12 protein-coding genes are annotated in these 18,319 nt (G+C 69.4%); 7 read left to right on the forward strand and 5 right to left on the reverse strand.

Going from position 1 to position 18,319, the window contains the following annotated elements; genetic code table 11:
• Positions 1–29: 29 nt before the first annotated feature.
• A complete protein-coding gene (locus tag MKK82_RS22920) occupies positions 30–3,053 on the reverse strand; it encodes a penicillin-binding protein 1A (RefSeq protein ID WP_243986918.1) in 3,024 nt (1,007 codons plus the stop codon).
• 158 nt (positions 3,054–3,211) lie between these two features.
• Between MKK82_RS22920 and MKK82_RS22925 the strand changes: the two genes are divergently transcribed.
• The 4 genes from MKK82_RS22925 to gyrB all read left to right on the forward strand — a co-directional run bounded on the left by MKK82_RS22925 (position 3,212) and on the right by gyrB (position 9,200).
• Positions 3,212–4,879, forward strand: coding sequence for an alpha-amylase family protein (locus MKK82_RS22925; RefSeq protein ID WP_238285495.1), 1,668 nt, complete (start codon positions 3,212–3,214; stop codon positions 4,877–4,879).
• 86 nt (positions 4,880–4,965) lie between these two features.
• Positions 4,966–5,610, forward strand: a complete 645-nt coding sequence (locus MKK82_RS22930; protein WP_238285494.1) for an MBL fold metallo-hydrolase — start codon at positions 4,966–4,968, stop codon at positions 5,608–5,610.
• A 4-nt stretch (positions 5,611–5,614) separates the two neighbouring features.
• Entirely contained in the window at positions 5,615–6,577 is a 963-nt protein-coding gene (locus tag MKK82_RS22935) for an aldo/keto reductase (RefSeq protein WP_238285493.1), read from the forward strand.
• Between the two features lie 178 nt (positions 6,578–6,755).
• Positions 6,756–9,200: a DNA topoisomerase (ATP-hydrolyzing) subunit B gene (gene gyrB / locus MKK82_RS22940; protein ID WP_238285492.1), complete on the forward strand. Its 2,445-nt coding sequence runs from the start codon at positions 6,756–6,758 to the stop codon at positions 9,198–9,200.
• A gap of 52 nt (positions 9,201–9,252) precedes the next feature.
• Here the strand turns inward: gyrB and MKK82_RS22945 are convergent, their stop codons facing one another.
• Complete coding sequence (locus MKK82_RS22945; protein ID WP_238285491.1) at positions 9,253–10,383, reverse strand: DUF2778 domain-containing protein; 1,131 nt, start codon at positions 10,381–10,383, stop codon at positions 9,253–9,255.
• A 234-nt stretch (positions 10,384–10,617) separates the two neighbouring features.
• A complete protein-coding gene (locus MKK82_RS22950; protein WP_243986967.1) occupies positions 10,618–11,409 on the reverse strand; it encodes a lytic transglycosylase domain-containing protein in 792 nt (263 codons plus the stop codon).
• 648 nt (positions 11,410–12,057) lie between these two features.
• On the opposite strand from MKK82_RS22950, the gene MKK82_RS22955 reads away from it, so the two are divergent.
• Both MKK82_RS22955 and MKK82_RS22960 read left to right on the forward strand, forming a co-directional pair.
• Positions 12,058–12,744, forward strand: a complete 687-nt coding sequence (locus tag MKK82_RS22955; RefSeq protein ID WP_238285489.1) for a class I SAM-dependent methyltransferase — start codon at positions 12,058–12,060, stop codon at positions 12,742–12,744.
• A 50-nt stretch (positions 12,745–12,794) separates the two neighbouring features.
• Positions 12,795–13,406, forward strand: coding sequence for a hypothetical protein (locus tag MKK82_RS22960; protein ID WP_238285488.1), 612 nt, complete (start codon positions 12,795–12,797; stop codon positions 13,404–13,406).
• Positions 13,407–13,716: 310 nt separating this feature from the next.
• Here the strand turns inward: MKK82_RS22960 and MKK82_RS22965 are convergent, their stop codons facing one another.
• A complete protein-coding gene (locus MKK82_RS22965; RefSeq protein WP_243986919.1) occupies positions 13,717–15,399 on the reverse strand; it encodes an aminotransferase class III-fold pyridoxal phosphate-dependent enzyme in 1,683 nt (560 codons plus the stop codon).
• 32 nt (positions 15,400–15,431) lie between these two features.
• On the opposite strand from MKK82_RS22965, the gene asd reads away from it, so the two are divergent.
• Positions 15,432–16,343, forward strand: coding sequence for an archaetidylserine decarboxylase (gene asd, locus MKK82_RS22970; RefSeq protein ID WP_238285486.1), 912 nt, complete (start codon positions 15,432–15,434; stop codon positions 16,341–16,343).
• A gap of 14 nt (positions 16,344–16,357) precedes the next feature.
• Here asd and MKK82_RS22975 read toward each other — a convergent pair whose 3' ends face one another.
• Complete coding sequence (locus MKK82_RS22975) at positions 16,358–18,025, reverse strand: methyl-accepting chemotaxis protein (RefSeq protein WP_243986921.1); 1,668 nt, start codon at positions 18,023–18,025, stop codon at positions 16,358–16,360.
• Between the last annotated feature and the right edge of the window lie 294 nt (positions 18,026–18,319).

Raw genomic sequence — 18,319 nt, forward strand, 5'->3', positions numbered from 1 at the left:
TCTTTCGGAACGGGTGATCGATAGGGCGATCAGAAGCCGGGATCTTCGCCGAACAGGTAGTCCGGATCGCGGCGGCGGGGCCGACGTACCCCTTCGTCCCCGAAGGGCGAGCGGGCCCCCTGGCCCGGCCAGGGCCGGTAGGAATCCTGTACCTCCGGATCCAGATCGCCCTGCGCACGGCGGCTGCGCGGGGCAGGCCGCTCACCGAACGGATCGAGGAAGTCAGGACGCGGGCGCTCGCCGGTCATGTTGCCGTTGTAGTCTCCGGCAACGCTGGCGCCGTCATCGGCTCCGGCCAGGTCGCCGTCCTCGGCGTCGGGCCGCATGGCGTAGAGCGTCTCGCGCGGGACGAGGCGGTACTGCGTGTCGGCCATGCGGCCGTCGCCGCTGGTCCGGAAATGTTCGAGAAAGCCGCCACCGGCGACCCGCACGCCGCTGCGCGGATCGACGGGCAGGTCGGCGATGAACGGCCGCGCCTCAGAGGAGGGGCCTCGCAGGGCGGTCTTCGGGACCCCGTTCGCCCAGGCCGCCTGCAGGATCGCCGCGGCGATCGGGACCGAGACGTGTCCGCCGGTCTGGCCCCGGCCCAGCGTCTTCCGGCTGCCGTCGGCGTTGTCGTATCCGACCCAGACCACGACGCTGATCTCGTTGGTGAGGCCTGCGAACCACGCGTCGTTCTCGTTCTCCGACGTCCCGGTCTTGCCGGCCACGTAGGGCGACACCTTCGACAAGGCCGCCGCGGTCCCGTGCTGGGTGACGCCCTGCAGCATGGTCTTGAGCTGGTAGAAGGCGATCCGGTCCGCCGAACCGATGCGCGTCGGCTCGCGGGCCGCGTGCGTGTAGAGCGACTTTCCGTCCCGCTCCACCGATTCCAGGGCGTAGGGCGCGGGCCGTGCGCCCTCGTTGGCGACCGCCGCGTAGAAGCCCGCCAGGTCGAGCATCCGCACGGGTTGGGCGCCGAGCACGAAGGGATAATAGGGCTCGCACTCGGCGTAGATCTGCGCTTCCAGGGCGATGTCGCAGACCCGCTTGAGGCTCGCCGGCGCTTTTGGGGCGATACCGCCCTGAAGCAGGCGGGCCGTGACGAGGTTCTTCGAGAATTCGAGTCCGCGCCGCAGGGTCGTGGGACCGGAGCCGCCGCCCTCGTAGTTCTTCGGCGACCAGGATTCGCCCGTGCCGTTGATCGGCTGGAGGGTGACGGGCGAGTCCATCACCAGGGTGTTCGGCTGGAGCCCGGCATTGAGCGCAGCCAGGTAGGTGAGGGGTTTCAGGGTCGAGCCCGGCTGGCGCACCGTCTGGGTGACGCGGTTGAGCTGGCTGAGTGGATACGAGAAGCCACCGGTCATGGCCAGGATCCGGCCGGTCTGGTTTTCCAGCACGAGGGCCGCGCCCTGGACGGTTGGCCGGACGCGGATCTGCGCGCGTGGGCCGCCCTTGCCGGCGGTGAGCTTCACCCGCACCAGGTCGTAGGGCTGGAGCTTTCCGCGGGCGACGCCGGCGTCGAGGCTGGCCGTACGGCCGTCCGCCAGCCCGACCTTGATCCCCGCGCGGCCGGTCTCCAGCACCACAGCCAGGGGCCAGCGCACGTCGTAGAGCACCGGACGTGCGCTCTCCAGCGCGAGCAGCCAAGCGGGTTTGTAAGCCGGCGCCGGCGCCGCGGCCTTCCCGGCCTTGAGGCTCCTGGCATCCGGCTTGATCGCGTCCGCCCGCGCCCCGGTCACGCCGGGAGCGGCCTGCGCGGAGGCTTCGGGCGCGGGCGTCGCCGCCTGGATGCGGCGGACACTGTCGGCGAGGTTCAGTTCGGGACCCGCGAAGGTCTGCCGCCCGGTCGAACGCTCGTAATTCGCCAGCCCGTCCTGGAGCGCCTCTTCGACGGCGCGCTGCAGACCGGCATTGATCGTGGAGCGCACTGTCAGCGAGCCCGCGGTGAGCGAATCCACGCCCGCGAAGGTGCGTGCCTCGCGGTTCAGGAAGTCCACCACGTAGAAGCCGGAATCGCGCCTCGCGATCTCGATCGGCTTCAGGCCGAGATCCGCCTTGATGGCGGTGTTCATCTCGGCTTCCGTGATGGTGCCCTCGTCCTTAAGGCGTGCCAGCACGTAGGCGCGCCGTTCCCGGGCGCGGTCCGGGTACCTGTCGGGACTGTAGAAATTCGGCCCCTTGGGCATTCCGGCGAGCAGGGCGGCTTCCGGCAGGGTGAGCTGGCTCACCGGCTTCCCGAAATAGCTCTGCGCCGCCATCTCGATGCCGTAGGCGCCGCGGCCGAGATAGATGCCGTTGAGGTAGAGGCCCAGGATCTGCGGCTTCGTGAGGATGCGCTCGAGCCGCGAGGCCACGATCATCTCGCGGATCTTGCGCTCGTAGGTGACGTCGTCGCCCACCGAGAGGTTCTTCACCACCTGCTGGGTGATGGTCGAGCCGCCCGCGGGCCGGCCCGGCGAGGCGAGGTTGCCGATGAAGGCGCGGATCACGCCGCGCTCGTCGATGCCGTGGTGGCTCTCGAACCGCTTGTCCTCGGCGGCGATGAAGGCCTTCTGAACCAGCGTCGGGACCGCGGTGATCGGCACGACGATGCGGCGTCCGTTCGGCTCGGACGCCTCGGCGAAGGGCTTGCCGGCTCCGTCGAGGATGCGGGTCAGGCCGGGGAGGGCCTTGTCGCGCAGCGCCTCGGCGCTGGGAAGGTCCTTGGTGGCGTTGTCATAAAATTCGATCACCGCTCGCGCGTCGAACGGTGAATTTGCCGGGTTCTCGCCCTTGCAGAATTGCTTGTAGCTCGTGTTGAGCTCGTTGATATCGAGCCCGTGCAGGATCTTCGGCGCGGCGGGACCGGCCACGGTCGACGGATCCTCCATGGCGGTCGAGATCAGCTCATCGAGGTTGATGTCCTCGATGTCGAAGCTCTTGCGCATGTGGGCGCAGCCGTCGCGCAGCAGGCGCACGACCTCCGGTCCGTCCGTGGCGGGGTCGAACCGGGTCCGGACCGCGTCCGGCCGGGTCGTGACCTGGCTCAGCGTGAGGGCGGTCGCGAACAGCTTGATCAGAATGGCGTTCATGCGGGCCGGGTTCGGGGACGCGACGGGGCGGCCAGGCAGAATCCGGGCACGCGGCTGAACAGGGCGTGGACAACGCGGCTGATTTAAGGAGGACGGGTCACGGCAACGCTTTCGGCCGCATCGACGTTCGTGCTTCACGACGACGCCGGGGGGCCCGTATGATCAACGACCTGTGGTACAAGAACGCCATCATCTACTGCTTGTCGGTCGGCACCTTCATGGACGCCAACGGCGACGGCATCGGCGACTTTTCCGGACTTGAGCGCCGCCTCGACTACATCCAGAGTCTGGGCGCCACCGCGGTCTGGCTGATGCCCTTCCAGCCCTCCCCCAAGAAGGACGGCGGCTACGACATCGCCGACTATTACGGCGTCGATCCCGATTACGGCTCACTCGGCGACTTCGTCGCCTTCACGCACGCCGCCAAGCAGCGCGGCCTGCGGGTGCTGATCGACCTCGTGGTCAACCACACCTCGGACCAGCACCCGTGGTTCCAGTCGGCCCGCTCCAGCCCGGATTCCCCCCACCGCGACTGGTACGTCTGGTCGAAGGAGCGCCCGGCCAACGCCGACGAGGGCATGGTCTTCCCGGGCGTGCAGGACACGACCTGGACGTACGATTCGAAGGCGAAGGCGTGGTACTTCCACCGCTTCTTCAACTTTCAGCCCGATCTCAACACCGCCAATCCGGAGGTGCTCGCCGAGATCCTGAAGATCATGGGCTTCTGGATCGAGCTCGGCGTCTCGGGCTTCCGGATGGACGCCGTGCCCTTCGTCATCGCCGAGAAGGGCTCCGATGTCGGCGGCAAGCCGCGCGAGCAGTTCGAGATGCTGCGCGACCTGCGCGAGTTCCTGCAATGGCGCCAGGGCGACAGCATCATCCTGGCCGAGGCCAACATCCTGCCGGAGCAGGATCTCGATTATTTCGGCGACGACGCCGACCGCATGCACATGATGTTCAACTTCCAGGTCAATCAAGCGACCTTCTACGCCCTGGCCGCCCACGACGCCCGGCCCCTCGTGAAGGCGATCGAGCGGACCAAGCCCCGCCCGATGTCCTGCCAGTGGGGCATCTTCCTGCGGAATCACGACGAACTCGACCTCGGCCGCCTCACCCAGAAGCAGCGGCAAGCGGTCTTCTCCGAGTTCGGGCCCGAGAAGGAGATGCAGCTGTACGGGCGCGGGATCCGCCGCCGCTTCGCTCCGATGCTGGCGGGGGACCCGCGCCGCATCCGGCTCGCCTACTCGCTGATGTTCACCCTGCCGGGCACGCCGGTGCTGCGCTACGGCGACGAGATCGGCATGGGCGACGACCTCTCGCTGAAGGAGCGCGACTGCGCCCGTACGCCGATGCAGTGGACCAGCGAGCGTCAGGGCGGTTTCTCCAAGGCCGACAAGACCGTGCTGCCGCTCATCGATCACGGTCCCTACGGCTACGCGCACGTCAACGTCGCCGACCAGCGCCACGAGCAGGGCTCGCTGCTCAACTGGATGCAGGGCATGATCCGGCAGCGCAAGGAGGCGCCGGAGATCGGCTGGGGTGACGTGGTGGCGCTCGACGCCGGCCGGCCGTCGGTTCTGGCGTTGCGGTACGAATGGCGCGGCAACGCCGTGCTGTGCGTCCACAACCTCGCACCGGAGCCGACCGAGGTCGCCCTCGACACCGGATTGCCCGAGCCGCAGGGCGACCTGCTCGTGGATCTTCTGACCGGCGCGCACAGCGCGGTCGGGAAGGATGGGACGCATTGCCTGTACCTGGAAGGGTACGGCTACCACTGGTTCCGGATCGGCGGGCTCGATGCCCTGCTCAAGCGTCGGCCAGCCTGAGGGCGGCCCCCGGGTGTGCCCGGCCGCCGATCGCGCTAAACCAGGGCGATCCGCGCCCGCCGGGCGCGCCGAGGACCGTATACGCGATGCCAGGAACGCCCCGCGCCGGGATCATCCCGGTCACGCCCTTCCAGCAGAACTGCACCCTGATCTGGGACGACGCCACCAAAGTCGGGGCCGTGGTCGACCCCGGCGGCGACCTCGATCGGATCGAGGCGGCGATTCGGGAGCAGGGCGTCCACGTCGAGAAGATCCTGCTCACGCACGGACACGTCGACCACGCGGCCGGAGCCGACGAGTTGCGCGAGCGCCTCGGCGTGCCGATCGAGGGGCCGCATCAGGCCGACAAGTTCCTGCTCGACTCGCTGCCGGAGACCGCGGCGAATTACGGGCTGGGCGAGGCCCGCCCGGTGACGCCGGACCGTTGGCTCAACGAGGGCGATGCGGTCACGGTGGGGGACCTCGGCTTCGACATCCTGCACTGCCCCGGCCACTCGCCCGGCAGCGTCGTGTTCGTGAGCCGGGACGCTCGCTTCGCCCTCGTCGGCGACGTGGTGTTCAAGGGCTCGGTCGGCCGTACCGACCTTCCGGGCGGCAACCACGAGCAGCTCATCCGCGCGATCAAGGACAAGGTTCTGCCGCTCGGCGACGACATCGCCTTCATCCCGGGCCACGGTCCGACGAGCACGCTGGGCGAGGAGCGCGTCTCCAACCCGTTCCTGCAGGATTGACGCCGTGGACAAGCGACGCATTGGACGCTCCGAACTGACGGTCGCGCCGTTCTGCCTGGGCGGCAACGTCTTCGGCTGGACAGCCGACGAGGCCACCTCCTTCGCGATCCTCGACCGCTTCGTGGCGAGCGGCTTTGACTTCATCGACACCGCCGACGTCTACTCGCGCTGGGCGCCGGGCCACGCGGGCGGAGAGTCCGAGGCGGTGATCGGGCGCTGGTTGTCCGCTCGCCCCGGGGTACGGGACCGGATCGTCCTGGCCACCAAGGTCGGCATGGATCTCGGCGACGCCGGCAAGGGGCTCTCTCCCGAACACATCGCGCGCGGCTGCGAGGCCTCGCTGCGCCGGCTGCAGACCGACCGGATCGACCTCTATCAGTCGCACCTCGACGATCCCGCCGTGCCGCTGGACGAGACCCTGCGGGCCTACGAGCGGCTGATCGCGGCCGGCAAGGTCCGCGTCATCGGCGCCTCCAACTACGGCGCGGCGCGGCTGACCGAGGCCCTGACGCTCTCGGCGTCCGCCGGCCTGCCGCGCTACGAGTGCCTGCAGCCGGATTACAGCCTCGCCGAGCGCGGCTATGAGGCCGAACTCGAACCCGTATGCCGCGCCGAGCAGGTCGGCGTGATCGGCTACTTCTCCCTGGCCGCCGGCTTCCTCACCGGGAAGTACCGCGCGCCCGGGGCCGCCGCCGGCCGGGCTCGGGAGAACCGGGTTTCCAAGTACCTGACCCCGCGCGGCCTCGCGCTTCTCTACGCCCTGGATTCGGTCGCCGCCGAGCGGGGGGCGAGCCCCGCCCAGGTGGCACTTGCCTGGATCATCGCCCGCCCGGGCATCACCGCGCCGATCGCCAGCGCCACGTCCGTGGCCCAGCTCGAGGAGCTGCTCGGCGCCGCGCGCCTCACGCTTCCGGACGAGGCCATCGCGCGCTTGGACACGGCGAGCGCAGGCGGCATCGAGGGCTAACGCCGCGTTAAGCCGAGCGCGTCAGAAAAGCGGGACACAGGCTCGGCTCAAGCCCGTAAAATCGTGCATTCTCAACGCGGAACCCCTATATCAGGCGGACCAGACGAGAGCGCAGGCGTGGGCGCCCGACGGCGCGAGTCGCTCCGTCGCTTCAAGGCCCGCCTGCCCGAGGAAGTACATGTCCGACACCCCCCAGACCGAGCACGCCGAATACGGCGCGGAATCGATCCGCGTGTTGAAGGGCCTCGATGCCGTCCGCAAGCGGCCCGGCATGTATATCGGCGATACCGATGACGGCTCCGGACTGCACCACATGGTGTACGAGGTGGTGGACAACGCCATCGACGAGGCCCTGGCCGGCCACGCCGATCTCGTGACCGTCACCCTCAACGCCGACGGATCCTGCACGGTCTCCGACAACGGGCGCGGCATCCCGGTGGACATCCACAGGGAGGAGGGCGTCTCGGCGGCCGAGGTCATCATGACCCAGCTGCACGCGGGCGGGAAGTTCGACCAGAACTCCTACAAGGTCTCCGGCGGCCTCCACGGCGTGGGCGTCTCGGTGGTGAACGCGCTGTCGTCCTGGCTGCGCCTGCGCATCTGGCGCAACGACACGGAGCACGCGATGGAGTTTCGCCACGGCGACGCCGTGGCGCCGCTCAAGGTCGTCGGCCCCGGAGACGGGCGGCGCGGGACGGAGGTGACGTTCCTCCCCTCGACCGAAACCTTCACGATGATCGAGTTCGATTACGGGACGCTGGAGAAGCGCCTGCGCGAACTCGCCTTCCTGAATTCGGGCGTGCGCATCGTCCTGACCGATGCGCGCCACGCCGAGAAGAAGCGCGAGGAGCTGTATTACGAAGGCGGCATCGAGGCGTTCGTCCGCTACCTCGACCGGTCGCGCAAGCCGATCGACGGCATGGTGAGCCCGGTGGTGGTTCGAGCCGAGCGTGACGGCATCCGGGTCGAGGTGGCGTTCTGGTGGAACGACTCGTTCAACGAGACCGTCCTGCCGTTCACCAACAACATCCCGCAGCGCGACGGCGGCACCCACATGGCGGGGTTCCGGGCGGCGCTGACCCGGCAGATCACCGGCTACGCCGACTCGTCGGGCGTCTCGAAACGCGAGAAGGTCTCGCTCACCGGCGAGGATTGCCGCGAGGGCCTGACCGCGGTCGTCTCCGTTCAGGTGCCGGACCCGAAATTCTCGTCGCAGACGAAGGACAAGCTCGTCTCGTCCGAGGTCCGCCCGGCGGTGGAGAACGTACTGAACGAGGGGTTGTCGACCTGGCTGGAGGAAAATCCCCAGCAGGCCCGCTCCGTGATGAGCAAGGTCGTGCTGGCGGCCTCGGCCCGCGAGGCGGCCCGTAAGGCGCGCGAGACCGTGACCCGCAAGGGCGCCCTCGACATCGCCTCGCTGCCCGGCAAGCTCGCCGATTGCCAGGAGCGCGATCCGAGCAAATGCGAGATCCTGCTGGTCGAGGGTGATTCGGCCGGCGGCTCGGCGAAGCAGGGCCGGGACCGGGCGTTCCAGGCGGTGCTGCCGCTGCGCGGCAAGATCCTCAACGTCGAGCGGGTCCGGGCGGACCGGATGCTATCATCGGCCGAGATCGGCACCCTGATCACGGCACTCGGCGCCGGGATCGGTCGCTCCTCGACCGACCGCGAGGGTTTCAACCCGGAGAAGCTGCGCTATCACCGCATCATCATCATGACCGACGCGGACGTGGACGGCTCGCACATCCGCACGCTGCTGCTGACCTTCTTCTTCCGTCAGATGCCGGAACTCATCGACCGGGGCCACCTCTACATCGCGCAGCCGCCGCTCTACAAAGCCGAGCGTGGCCGCCGGGCGATCTACCTCAAGGACGAGCGCGCCCTCGAGGATTACCTGATCGACCAGGGCACCGACGGAGCGATCCTGCGCCTGTCCACGGGGGCGGAGTTCGCGGGCGCCCAGCTCAAGAGTCTCGTCGAGGAGGCGCGCACTTTCCGGAACATCCTGCAGGGCCTTCACACCCGTTACGACCGGGCCGTGGTCGAGCAGGCGGTGCTGGCGGGGGCGTTCGACGCCGAGGTGGCGTCCCGGGCGGGCGAGGCCGAGGTGCTGGCGGACGTGACCGCGCGCCGGCTCGACGGCATCGCGGACGAGATCGAGCAGGGCTGGTCGGGCGAGGCCTTCGAGGGCGGCTACCGCCTCAGCCGAACCCTGCGCGGCGTTCGGCAGGTCGCGACCCTCGACGCCGGCCTGATCACCTCTCAGGAGGCCCGCCGCCTGGCGGAGCGGGCCGACGCGTTCCGGGAGATCTACGGCGAGCCCGCCACGTTGATGCGCAAGGCTGACGAGACCGTGCTGCACGGCCCCGTGGCCCTGTTCGAGGCGGTGATGGCCTTCGGCCGCAAGGGCCTCCAGCTCCAGCGCTACAAGGGCCTCGGCGAGATGACCGCCCAGCAGCTCTGGGAGACCACCCTTGACCGCGACGTGCGATCGCTCCTCCAAGTGAAGGTGAAGGACACGACCGATGCGGACGACCTGTTCGTCAAGTTGATGGGCGACGTCGTCGAGCCGCGCCGCGAGTTTATCCAGGAGAACGCGTTGAGCGTCGCCAACCTGGACGTCTGATCAGACCCCGGGAGGGCCTCGGCCCTCTCCTTCAGGTCCCTCCCGCGCCGCCTCAGCCGCCGTTGCGCGCCAGCCGGGTCCGCCCGGCGCCGCTGTCGGCGAGGGCCGGCAGAGCATCCTGCGTTCCGCTGACCACCACGAGGCGCTGAACCTCGCCGCGCAGGAAGGCCTGCAGGAAGCGGTCGTAGTCGCGGAACGACACGCAGCCGTTCGAATCGCCCCGCGGACCCAGCATGTAGGTGTGCGCCAGGAGGCCGACGCGGCCGTAGACCGCCTCGCTGCCGCCGACCGGGTTGAGCCGGATGGCGCGCACGCCGTGGAACGGCTGCTCGCGCTCGGTGAGGTCGTAGGTTCCCGGAGGGGTCGGACCGCGCATGCGGATGTTGACGAGCCGCGGATCATCCAAGCCCTCGCCGAGGCCGGAATGCGCTTCCAGCCGCTCGCCGTTCGGCAGCGTCACGATCCGGGCGGCGATGTTGTAGACGGCAATTCCGGCCGTCGCCCCGGGCTCGCGGGCCAGGGGCAGCGGCGGCGAGATGCGGCGTTGCGGAGCGACGTCGGCCGGCTTGCTCTCCAGTGCCGCGTAGGCCAGGGCCGGCGCGCGGTCGATGCCGAAGAACTTCTCGAGGAACGAGCGGTCGTCGGCCGCGGGTGCGGCCGGTTGGAGCGGCGGGCTGTCGCGTCGCGCCATCCGCCGGTCCATCCTGCGAACCGGACCGGCCGCCGCTGGCGCTCGGAATTCCGGCGGACGCGGCAGCGGCAGCGGGACGATCATCGCGGCCCGCGGCGGCTCGGGAATCTGCGTCTCGACGCTTCTGCCGGTCTCGGGCTCAACGTCCGACGGCAGGGCCGGCGGGACCATCTGGGTCCAGGCCCAACGCGACAAGGGTCCGCCGGTGGCCTCGCGCCGACCGTCCCCGGACGGTGGCTCGAAGGGAAGCGCGTCGAGGGTCGAGATCGTGCTGTCGGTTTCGGCACGCAGCGCCCCGGGCGCGGGTCCGGCCTCGGCAATCGGACCCTCGGCGCGATCGATCTGGACGCCGGATGGCAGCTCGCGCTGCGGCAGGTGGCTCCCGATCGCGGCCATCAGGATCGCGCCGGTGAGCAGCGACAGGGGTGCCACGCAGGAACGCCGCGCGTGCCGGGTGTCTCGGCCGTCCGCCGACACGGATACGATGGTCATGCGAGTGCCCGTGCTCCTCGTCGCCGAGCGGGTGCTCGCACGATCGTCGCGATCTCCAGGCGCTTGGCTCAGGGATCGCGACGGTCATTCGGGCCCCGCCCGGGCCGAAACAGCAGGGACGGGCGGGCTTTTCTGGGGCGGCTCCATGGTCGATCTTTGATCGATCGGGACCATTTTCGGGCGCGTTGCTGTTCTCGCCCGAGGTTACACGCCGCAATTGGCTGGCGATGACTACTAATCGTTGTCGATCTGACGTCCCAGCTGAGCGATGGCCCGCTCGTAGACGGACGCCGCGTTCCAGCCCTGGATCGCGGCGAAGTTCGGCTCGCCGGGCTGGTAACCCGCAGCGGCCCGCCAGCCATGCGCCTTGAGGAAGTTGGCCGTGGACGACAGGGCCGCACCGACGTTGTTGAGATCGCCGGTGCCGTAGGCGAGCACGTTCTTCGGCAGGAACTGCGTGTGGCCGACCTCGCCGTGGGCGGCGCCGCGGGTGCTCGACGTCAGGAGGCCCCGGTCCACGAGCGTGAGGGCCGCGTAGAGCTGGTCGGTGAAGTACTCCGAACGCCGGCAATCGTAGGCGAGGGTCGCCACCGCCGAGAGCGTGTTGACGTTGCCGCGCACCGCGCCGAACCCGGTCTCCATGCCCCAGATCGCCAGGAGCGGGCCCGGGGGCACCCCGTAGCGCTGCTCGATCGAATCGAAGAGGGCCGCGTTCTGCCGCTTGAGCGCCCGGCCCTTCGACACGATCGTCGGACCGCCGCGCTTCGCGAGGAACTGCTCAAGCGACAGCTTGAAGCTGTGCTGTCCGCGGTCCGCCGAGATGGTGGCCGTGGAGTAGGTGGTGTTCTGGAGCGCCGCGAGGCTCGCCGCACTGGCGCGGCCGCGCGCCTCCTCGGCGAATTGACGCTTCCACGTCTCGAAACCCGCGGCGGTGCTGCCGCACTGCGCCGCCCGGGCCTGTCCGGCGCCGAGGGCGAGCCCCGCGATGGCCGCCACCGCGATGGTCTGACGCCGCATAGTCTTCATCACGCGCAATGCTCCTTCGGAGCGTCACAGCGCCCCGTTCTCCCAGCGATACCCGATCACATCTCGTCGATATCAGGGCGAGATGATGTCGGAGGCCCGACCTCGCGACATCCGGTCATCAAAACATCGCTCATTTGCGACCCCGCGGCGAGGCTGCCGGCCTGCACCGGCTCGAACGTCGTGAACAATGCGTGCGCCGCGGCGGCCACGAGGGCAGCCCTCGATCGCGGCAGCGAGCCCAGCGCGACAGCCGGTCGTCCATGCCGGCCGCGGCGCGGAAGGCCGCGATCCCGCTCGTTGGACCCCCGTATGCTTTGCCAGCGAAGTGCATCTGGCAGGAGAGCGTAAGTTTTATTGTCACAACGCTGTCAAAGGACAGTCATAGCTTTGCCGGCGGAAAGATCTTCGCGGAGCGGCGCGGTGCGATCTACGAGGTGCAGGGCAATGCAGCGTTCTCGATCGCCCCGTTTGTCTTGAGCGAACCGGCGCGACGCGCGGGATCGGCACCCTGACAGGTGGCCGTGCTTCCCCGGCGCTGGCGGCCCCCGCACCGGATCCACGCCCGGACCGGCGGCACCTCCGTCCCTCCAGTCGGCAAGCTTGGCCGGCCGCGGAGCCTCGTCACGGCACTCACAGAGACGGAATCTCATGGCCATCGGAATGCACGGCACCGGCACGTCGCGCGCACGAGCCCTCGGCCCGGATCTCGACCGCGACGGCGTCGCGAGGGCCTACGGCCGTTGGGCGCCGGTCTACGATCTCGTCTTCGGGCCGGTCTTCGCGCAGGGACGGACCCTGGCGGCGGCCGCAGCCGAACGGGTCGGGGGACGCATCCTGGAAGTCGGCGTCGGTACAGGATTGTCGCTCCCGGCCTACCGGCGCGCCCGCAGCATCGTCGGCATCGATATCTCCGGGCCGATGCTGGAAAAGGCGCGTCGGCGCGTCGCGCGGTTCGGTCTGCGCAACGTCGAGCGGCTCGCCGTCATGGACGCCGAACATCTCGATTTCCCGGATGCCGCCTTCGACGTCGTCGTGGCGCAGTACGTGGTGACGGCGGTGCCGCATCCGGAGGCCGCCCTCGACGAGTTCGCCCGGGTTCTCCGGCCCGGGGGGGAGATCGTCATCACCACGCGAATCGGCGCCGAGGCCGGCCTGCGCCGCACCGTGGAACACGCGCTGGCTCCGATCACCGGCCGCCTGGGCTGGCGGACCGAGTTCGCCTGGGACCGTTACACCGCCTGGGCCGCCGATGCCCCTGTCGAGATCGTCGAGCGCCGCGCGCTACCGCCGCTCGGCCACTTCTCCCTCGTCCGCCTGCGCAAGCGGGACGGCTGACGGCCCGCCAACCCGGTACCGACCATCATATCCGAATGGGGACGCACATCATGGCGAGCTTCATGGAAGCGTTGCGCGTGCAGCGCTGGGACGACCACCGCTACTATCACCACAATCGCATCAACCAGAGCCTGCACGTGGTGAGTGCGGTCAGCTTCCTCGTCGCCTACGCCCTGGCATTCAAGGATCCGGCCACCGCGGCGCTGGTCGGCTGGCTCGTGGCGATGACGTCCCGCCAGGTCGGGCACCTGTTCTTCGAGCCCAAGGGCTACGATCACGTCAATGAGACCACGCATGAGCACAAGGAAGAGATCAAGGTCGGATACAACCTGCAGCGCAAGGTCGTGCTGCTGGTGATCTGGGCGCTCGCGCCGCTGATCCTCTACTTCGATCCGAGCCTGCTCGGTCTGATCACCCCGCACCAGACCACCACGGATCTGATCCGCAACGTCGGCTGGATCTGGCTGTGGCTGGCGCTCGCCGGATTGGTGTTCCGGATGGCACAGCTGTTCATCCAGCGCGATGTGCAGACCGGCCTGGTCTGGGGCGCCAAGATCCTCACCGACCCGTTTCACGACATCAAGCTCTACCACAGGGCGCCGCTCGCCCTCCTGCACGGTGAACTGGTCGAGGAGCCCGAGCCGCACGAGCGCGGCGCCTGAGGGCGGACCGGCCGGTGGATCGGCGCGCAATCCGAGGCGTGGCGCTCGGTCGGTTGACCGCGCGCGGAACTCGGCCTGTCCGGCCGAGCACACGCACGTCGACCGAAGGACTCGTCGCATCGACGGCTGCGGCGGCCTTCCCAGGGTCGCGAACCGGAGGTCGACATCCAGTCCCGCCGATGCGCAGGATCGTGCGCCGACGCGATGCCGGCCCCCAGGATCCCCTCCGGCTTCTCAAACGACGGCGTCGGCTCTCCCTCCCAGCCAGGGAACGATCCTCTCCAAACGCCGAAGCCCGGCCCCGGTCGGATCAGGCGCGGTCCGGCGCACGCAGACCCAGGGCGGCGCCGAGGCCGCCCAGGCGCACCGCCGCCACCTCGCGAAGGATCTTCCGTCGGATCGCCCTGTCGCTCGACGGCCCGGAATCCCACCAGCCATCCGCCCGCATGGCCTCGGCCCCCGCCACGAACCGCATCGCGACGGCCTCGAAGGCCGCGTCGTCGTAGGCGAGGCTGAAGATCAGGCGGCCCGATCCCACCCATGACAGGGCGAGCCCCTCGGCACGCAGGTAGAATTGCAGCATCCAATTGTAGCGCGACGGCTCCGTGTAGAGGACCGTCCAGACCGTGGACATGTTGGCCACCCGCACGGGAAGGCCGGCCTCCGCCAGCAGGGCGTTGAGCCGCGCGGCCCGTCCTTCCCAGGTCGCGTCGAGATCCCGGTACAGGGCCGCGATCTCGGGCGTATCGAGTCGGTCGAGGAACGCGCTCATGGCGCCCATCACGTAGGGATGCGCGTTGAACGTGCCCCGCGCGAAGCAGATGTCGACGGGTCGGTCGTCCCGGTAGCGACGCATCAGGTCGGCGCGCCCGCACAGGACGCCGACAGGGAGGCCGCCCCCGAGGGTCTTGCCGTAGGTGACCATGTCGGCGCGCAGGCCGAAATATGCCTGCGCGCCGCCGCGGGCGAGGCGGAAACCCAGGAAGACTTCGTCGAGGATCAGTACGATGCCGCGGGCGCTGCACACCGCCCGCAGGTCCTGGAGCCACCGGGTGTAGGCGGCGCGATCAAACCTGGCTTTCCGGCCGCTGTCGACCAGGGCGGAATCCGCTGCCGCTCCGGCATTGGGGTGCATGGCCTGGAGCGGGTTGATCAGGACGCAGGCGACATCCCGGCGGGTCGCGAGAACCCGCAGCGTGCGCTTCGACATGTCGGCCAGGGTGAGGGTGTCGCGGGTCGGGATCGGATTGCCGATACCGGGCTGCACCTCGCCCCACCAGCCGTGATAGGCGCCGCACAGGCGCACGATCCGGCGCCGGCCGGTGTGGAAGCGGGCCAGGCGCACCGCCTGCATGACCGCCTCGGTTCCCGACATGTGGAACGAGACCTCATCGAGGCCGGACAGCATCCTCAGCCGGGCAACGTTGCCGGCGACCACGGGGTGAAGCGGGCCCAGCACCGGGCCGAGCGAGGAGACCCGCGCCGCCCCGTCTTCCAGGCAGGCGCGGTAGAAATCCACGCCGAACAGGTTCACCCCGTAGGATCCGGCGAGGTCGTAGAGGACGTTGCCGTCGAGGTCCGTGACGGTCACGCCCTCGGACGTGGCCGCGAAGGCGCCGGCGCCGAGATGCGCGCGCACGTGCCCGGCATACTGGAACGGCACCCGGTAGAGCCCGGTGAACTGCAGGTCCGACAGACCGTCACGCACCCCCTCTGTCTCGGCCCGGGTCTTGGCGAAGCGTGTCCGGTAGAGTGCGGAGAGCCGCGCGAAGCCGGCTTCCCGCCGGAGCGCCACGGCCTCGTTGGGATCGTCCGAGCGGAAGAAGGCGCGCTCGGAATAGGCGTAGTGCGGGATCAGGCGGGCCACGCGCCGGGCCATCCGCGCGTGGCCCGTGAGCGAGGGGTGTTTCGCCCGGGAAAGCTGCAGGCGTTGAACCGCGCGCGGCAGGACGAGCGCGGCGGCGGCGGACAGGGCGGCGAGGAGCGCGGACATCGCCCCGCGCCCTATCGGAGGTGGTTCACGGCATGATGACGGTCACCGAATTCCGGCTGCGCCGTATCCTGGCCCAGCTCGGCGCGCAGGAAGATCTCAACTTCCTGTTGACCAACCGCCTCCCGCGCCGCCTTGCGACGCGGTTCATGGGCTGGTTCAGCCGCATCGAGCAGCCGCTCGTGCGCGATCTCTCGATCGCAGCGTGGCGCCTGTTCTGCGAGGTCGATCTCAGCGACGCGCAGGAGGCGCGCTTCCCGAGCCTGCACGCCGCCTTCGTGCGCGCCCTCAGGACCGACGCCCGGCCGATCGACGCGGATCCCGCCATCCTCACGAGCCCGTGCGACGCGATCCTGGGTGCGCACGGGCGGATCGAGGCGGGGCGGCTGTATCAAATCAAGGGATTGTCCTACCGGCTGGCGGACCTCCTCGGCGGCGACGAGGGCTTGGCGCAATCCCACGAGGGCGGCGCTTACGCCACCCTGCGGCTGACCGCCGGCATGTACCACCGCTTCCACGCACCCCACGACCTGCGCGTGGAATCGGTCCGGCACATCTGGGGCGACACCTGGAACGTGAATCCGATTGCCCTGAAGCGCGTCGAGGCGCTGTTCTGCCGCAACGAGCGCGCGGTGATCCGCCTCGCGGTCGCGGAGGCCGGCCATGCCGTCACCCTCGTCCCCGTCGCGGCGATCCTCGTCGCGGGCCTGCGCCTCGGCTTCCTGCCGGAAGGCGCAGCCCTGCGCCGAACCGGAGGTCGGACTCTCGCCACCTCGGCGCGGCTCGGGAAGGGCGCCGAGATGGGCTGGTTCGAGCACGGCTCGACCCTCGTCGTCCTGGCGCCGGCCGGCTTCGACCTGCGGCCGGGCTTGGTCGAGGGCGCGCGCCTGCGCGTGGGCGCGCCCCTGATGCGCCTGCCCGACCCTGTGGCATCGCCGATGCTCTGACGAGCCTCTGCTTCTCAGGCAGCCTGCACGGTCGCCAGGAAATCCGCGACCGCGTCACCCAGATCTTCGGATTGCCGCGACAGCTCCGTCGCTGCGGCCAGGACACGGTTCGCGGCGGTACCGGTCTCGCCCGCCGCTTCGGTGACGGCCGCGATATTGACCGTGACCGAATGCGTGCCGTCCGCCGCTTGGGTGACGTTGCGGACGATCTCCTGCGTGACCACGCCTTGCTGCTCCATGGAGGCCGCGACGCCGACCGCGATGGTGCGGAGGTCCAGCACGGTGGCCGCGATGGACTGGATGGCGTCGACCGCGCGGTCGGTCTCGCCCTGGATGGTGGCGACCTGCCCGGAGATCGTCTCGGTGGCCCTGGCGGTCTGACTGGCCAGTTCCTTGACTTCGGCGGCCACCACGGCGAAGCCGCGGCCCGCCTCGCCGGCGCGGGCCGCCTCGATGGTGGCGTTGAGGGCGAGCAGGTTGGTCTGCGCCGCGATGCCGGAAATCAGGCTGATGACGGTTCCGATCTGCTCCGCGCCGTCGGCCAGGCCGATGACCAGCGAATTGGTCGCCGTCGCGTCGGCGGCGGCACGCTCCGCCATGTCGGACGATCGGGCGATCTGGACATTGATCGCACCGATCGATGTCGCCAGCTCCTCGCTGGCCGCGGCCACCGTCTGGACGTTGGCCGAGGTACGTTCGGCCGCCGACGAGACGGTGAAGGACTGGGCGGCCGTCTGGTCGGCGTTCCGGCTCATGAGCCGCGCGGCCGCCTCCATCTCGCCCGCGGCGCGCGCCAACGTCCGGACCATGCGTTCGACCTGGTCACGGAACGCATCCGTGGCTCGCTCCAAGGTCGTGGCCCGGTGGGCCTTCTCCGCCAGCTGAATGGCCGCCGCAGCGTCCGACGCGCGCTTCGCGATCAGCGCGTCCTTGAACACTTGGACCGCGCGGGCCATGGCGCCGATCTCGTCGCGGCGGCCCGCTCCCAGGACCGGCGCGTCGAGGTCGCCCGCAGCGAGACGAGACATCGTGGCGGTCGTCATGCCGATGGGCCGCATCACGTGGACGAGGATCACGACGAGACCGTACGCGACTGCGGCGACCGTGATGCCCAGCGCGACGAGCAGCAGAGCACGAAGCCACCAAGCCAGCGCGGTCGCGCGCTCGAACTCGGCACGGGCCTCCCCGACCTGCATCTCGGTCAGCTTGGCCAGGCCGACATTCGTCGGCCCCGTCCCGGCCAGCAGGGTGAGCCGGGTTGCCGCGAAATCGACTGCCTCACCCCGGTCCAAGCGCCGCAGCGGATCCTCGACGATCGCCTCATTCTGCCTCAGGCGAGCCGCGACCTCGCCCGCGACCCCGCTCTCCTCGCGCGACATGGCGGTGGCCGTGTACGCGGCCCAGACCTCCTTCGCGCGCGCCAGCTCCCGTCTGAAGATCTTGGCAGCCTCCTCCGGGCCGATCTCGCGCGACACCGCGTTGCGCATGGCGCGGAGTATGACCTCGTACGAGTCCCGGATCTGGCTGAACTGACTCAAGCACAAAAGCCGATCGTCGAACACCGTTCGAAGACTCTGGTGGTTTTTGTAGAGCGCAACATTGCCCAATATCGTCGAGCCGACGCACAGGGCCCCCAGCAAGGCGAGGAGGGTGATCAGACGAGCTTTGATGGAGGCGCGCATAGGGTTCGACCGAGTCTTTGATAAAGATACTCCCGCGTCTTACAGGATCTTGCGCCGCAGCAAAGAGATCAAAATGATCGGACTCGAACCGACCGTAATTCGAAATGGCTATAGTTCCAATAATTTGTGCGTATTACGGGCCGATACAGTGATCGGACCTGCCCGCCGAACGTTCGAAGGGCATCCGCGCGATCAAATTTCCTTCTGGATTTCTGAGTTCCCGGGGATGGAACGGTCGTGGCGGCCCCGCGGCAGCCGAACGCCGCGCGGGGCGACAGGAGGATTCTGTTCGCC

It is taken from the genome of Methylobacterium sp. E-046 (genome assembly GCF_022829625.1).
Lineage (GTDB): Bacteria > Pseudomonadota > Alphaproteobacteria > Rhizobiales > Beijerinckiaceae > Methylobacterium > Methylobacterium longum.

Excerpts from the sequence above, each read along its gene's own strand:
- MKK82_RS22965 (WP_243986919.1), bottom strand. The coding sequence starts at position 15,399 with ATGTCCGCGCTCCTCGCCGCCCTGTCCGCCGCCGCCGCGCTCGTCCTG.
- MKK82_RS22975 (WP_243986921.1), bottom strand. The coding sequence starts at position 18,025 with ATGCGCGCCTCCATCAAAGCTCGTCTGATCACCCTCCTCGCCTTGCTG.
- MKK82_RS22930 (WP_238285494.1), top strand. The coding sequence starts at position 4,966 with ATGCCAGGAACGCCCCGCGCCGGGATCATCCCGGTCACGCCCTTCCAG.
- gyrB (WP_238285492.1), top strand. The coding sequence starts at position 6,756 with ATGTCCGACACCCCCCAGACCGAGCACGCCGAATACGGCGCGGAATCG.
- MKK82_RS22950 (WP_243986967.1), bottom strand. The coding sequence starts at position 11,409 with ATGAAGACTATGCGGCGTCAGACCATCGCGGTGGCGGCCATCGCGGGG.
- MKK82_RS22925 (WP_238285495.1), top strand. The coding sequence starts at position 3,212 with ATGATCAACGACCTGTGGTACAAGAACGCCATCATCTACTGCTTGTCG.
- MKK82_RS22920 (WP_243986918.1), bottom strand. The coding sequence starts at position 3,053 with ATGAACGCCATTCTGATCAAGCTGTTCGCGACCGCCCTCACGCTGAGC.
- MKK82_RS22955 (WP_238285489.1), top strand. The coding sequence starts at position 12,058 with ATGGCCATCGGAATGCACGGCACCGGCACGTCGCGCGCACGAGCCCTC.
- MKK82_RS22960 (WP_238285488.1), top strand. The coding sequence starts at position 12,795 with ATGGCGAGCTTCATGGAAGCGTTGCGCGTGCAGCGCTGGGACGACCAC.
- asd (WP_238285486.1), top strand. The coding sequence starts at position 15,432 with ATGATGACGGTCACCGAATTCCGGCTGCGCCGTATCCTGGCCCAGCTC.
- MKK82_RS22945 (WP_238285491.1), bottom strand. The coding sequence starts at position 10,383 with ATGACCATCGTATCCGTGTCGGCGGACGGCCGAGACACCCGGCACGCG.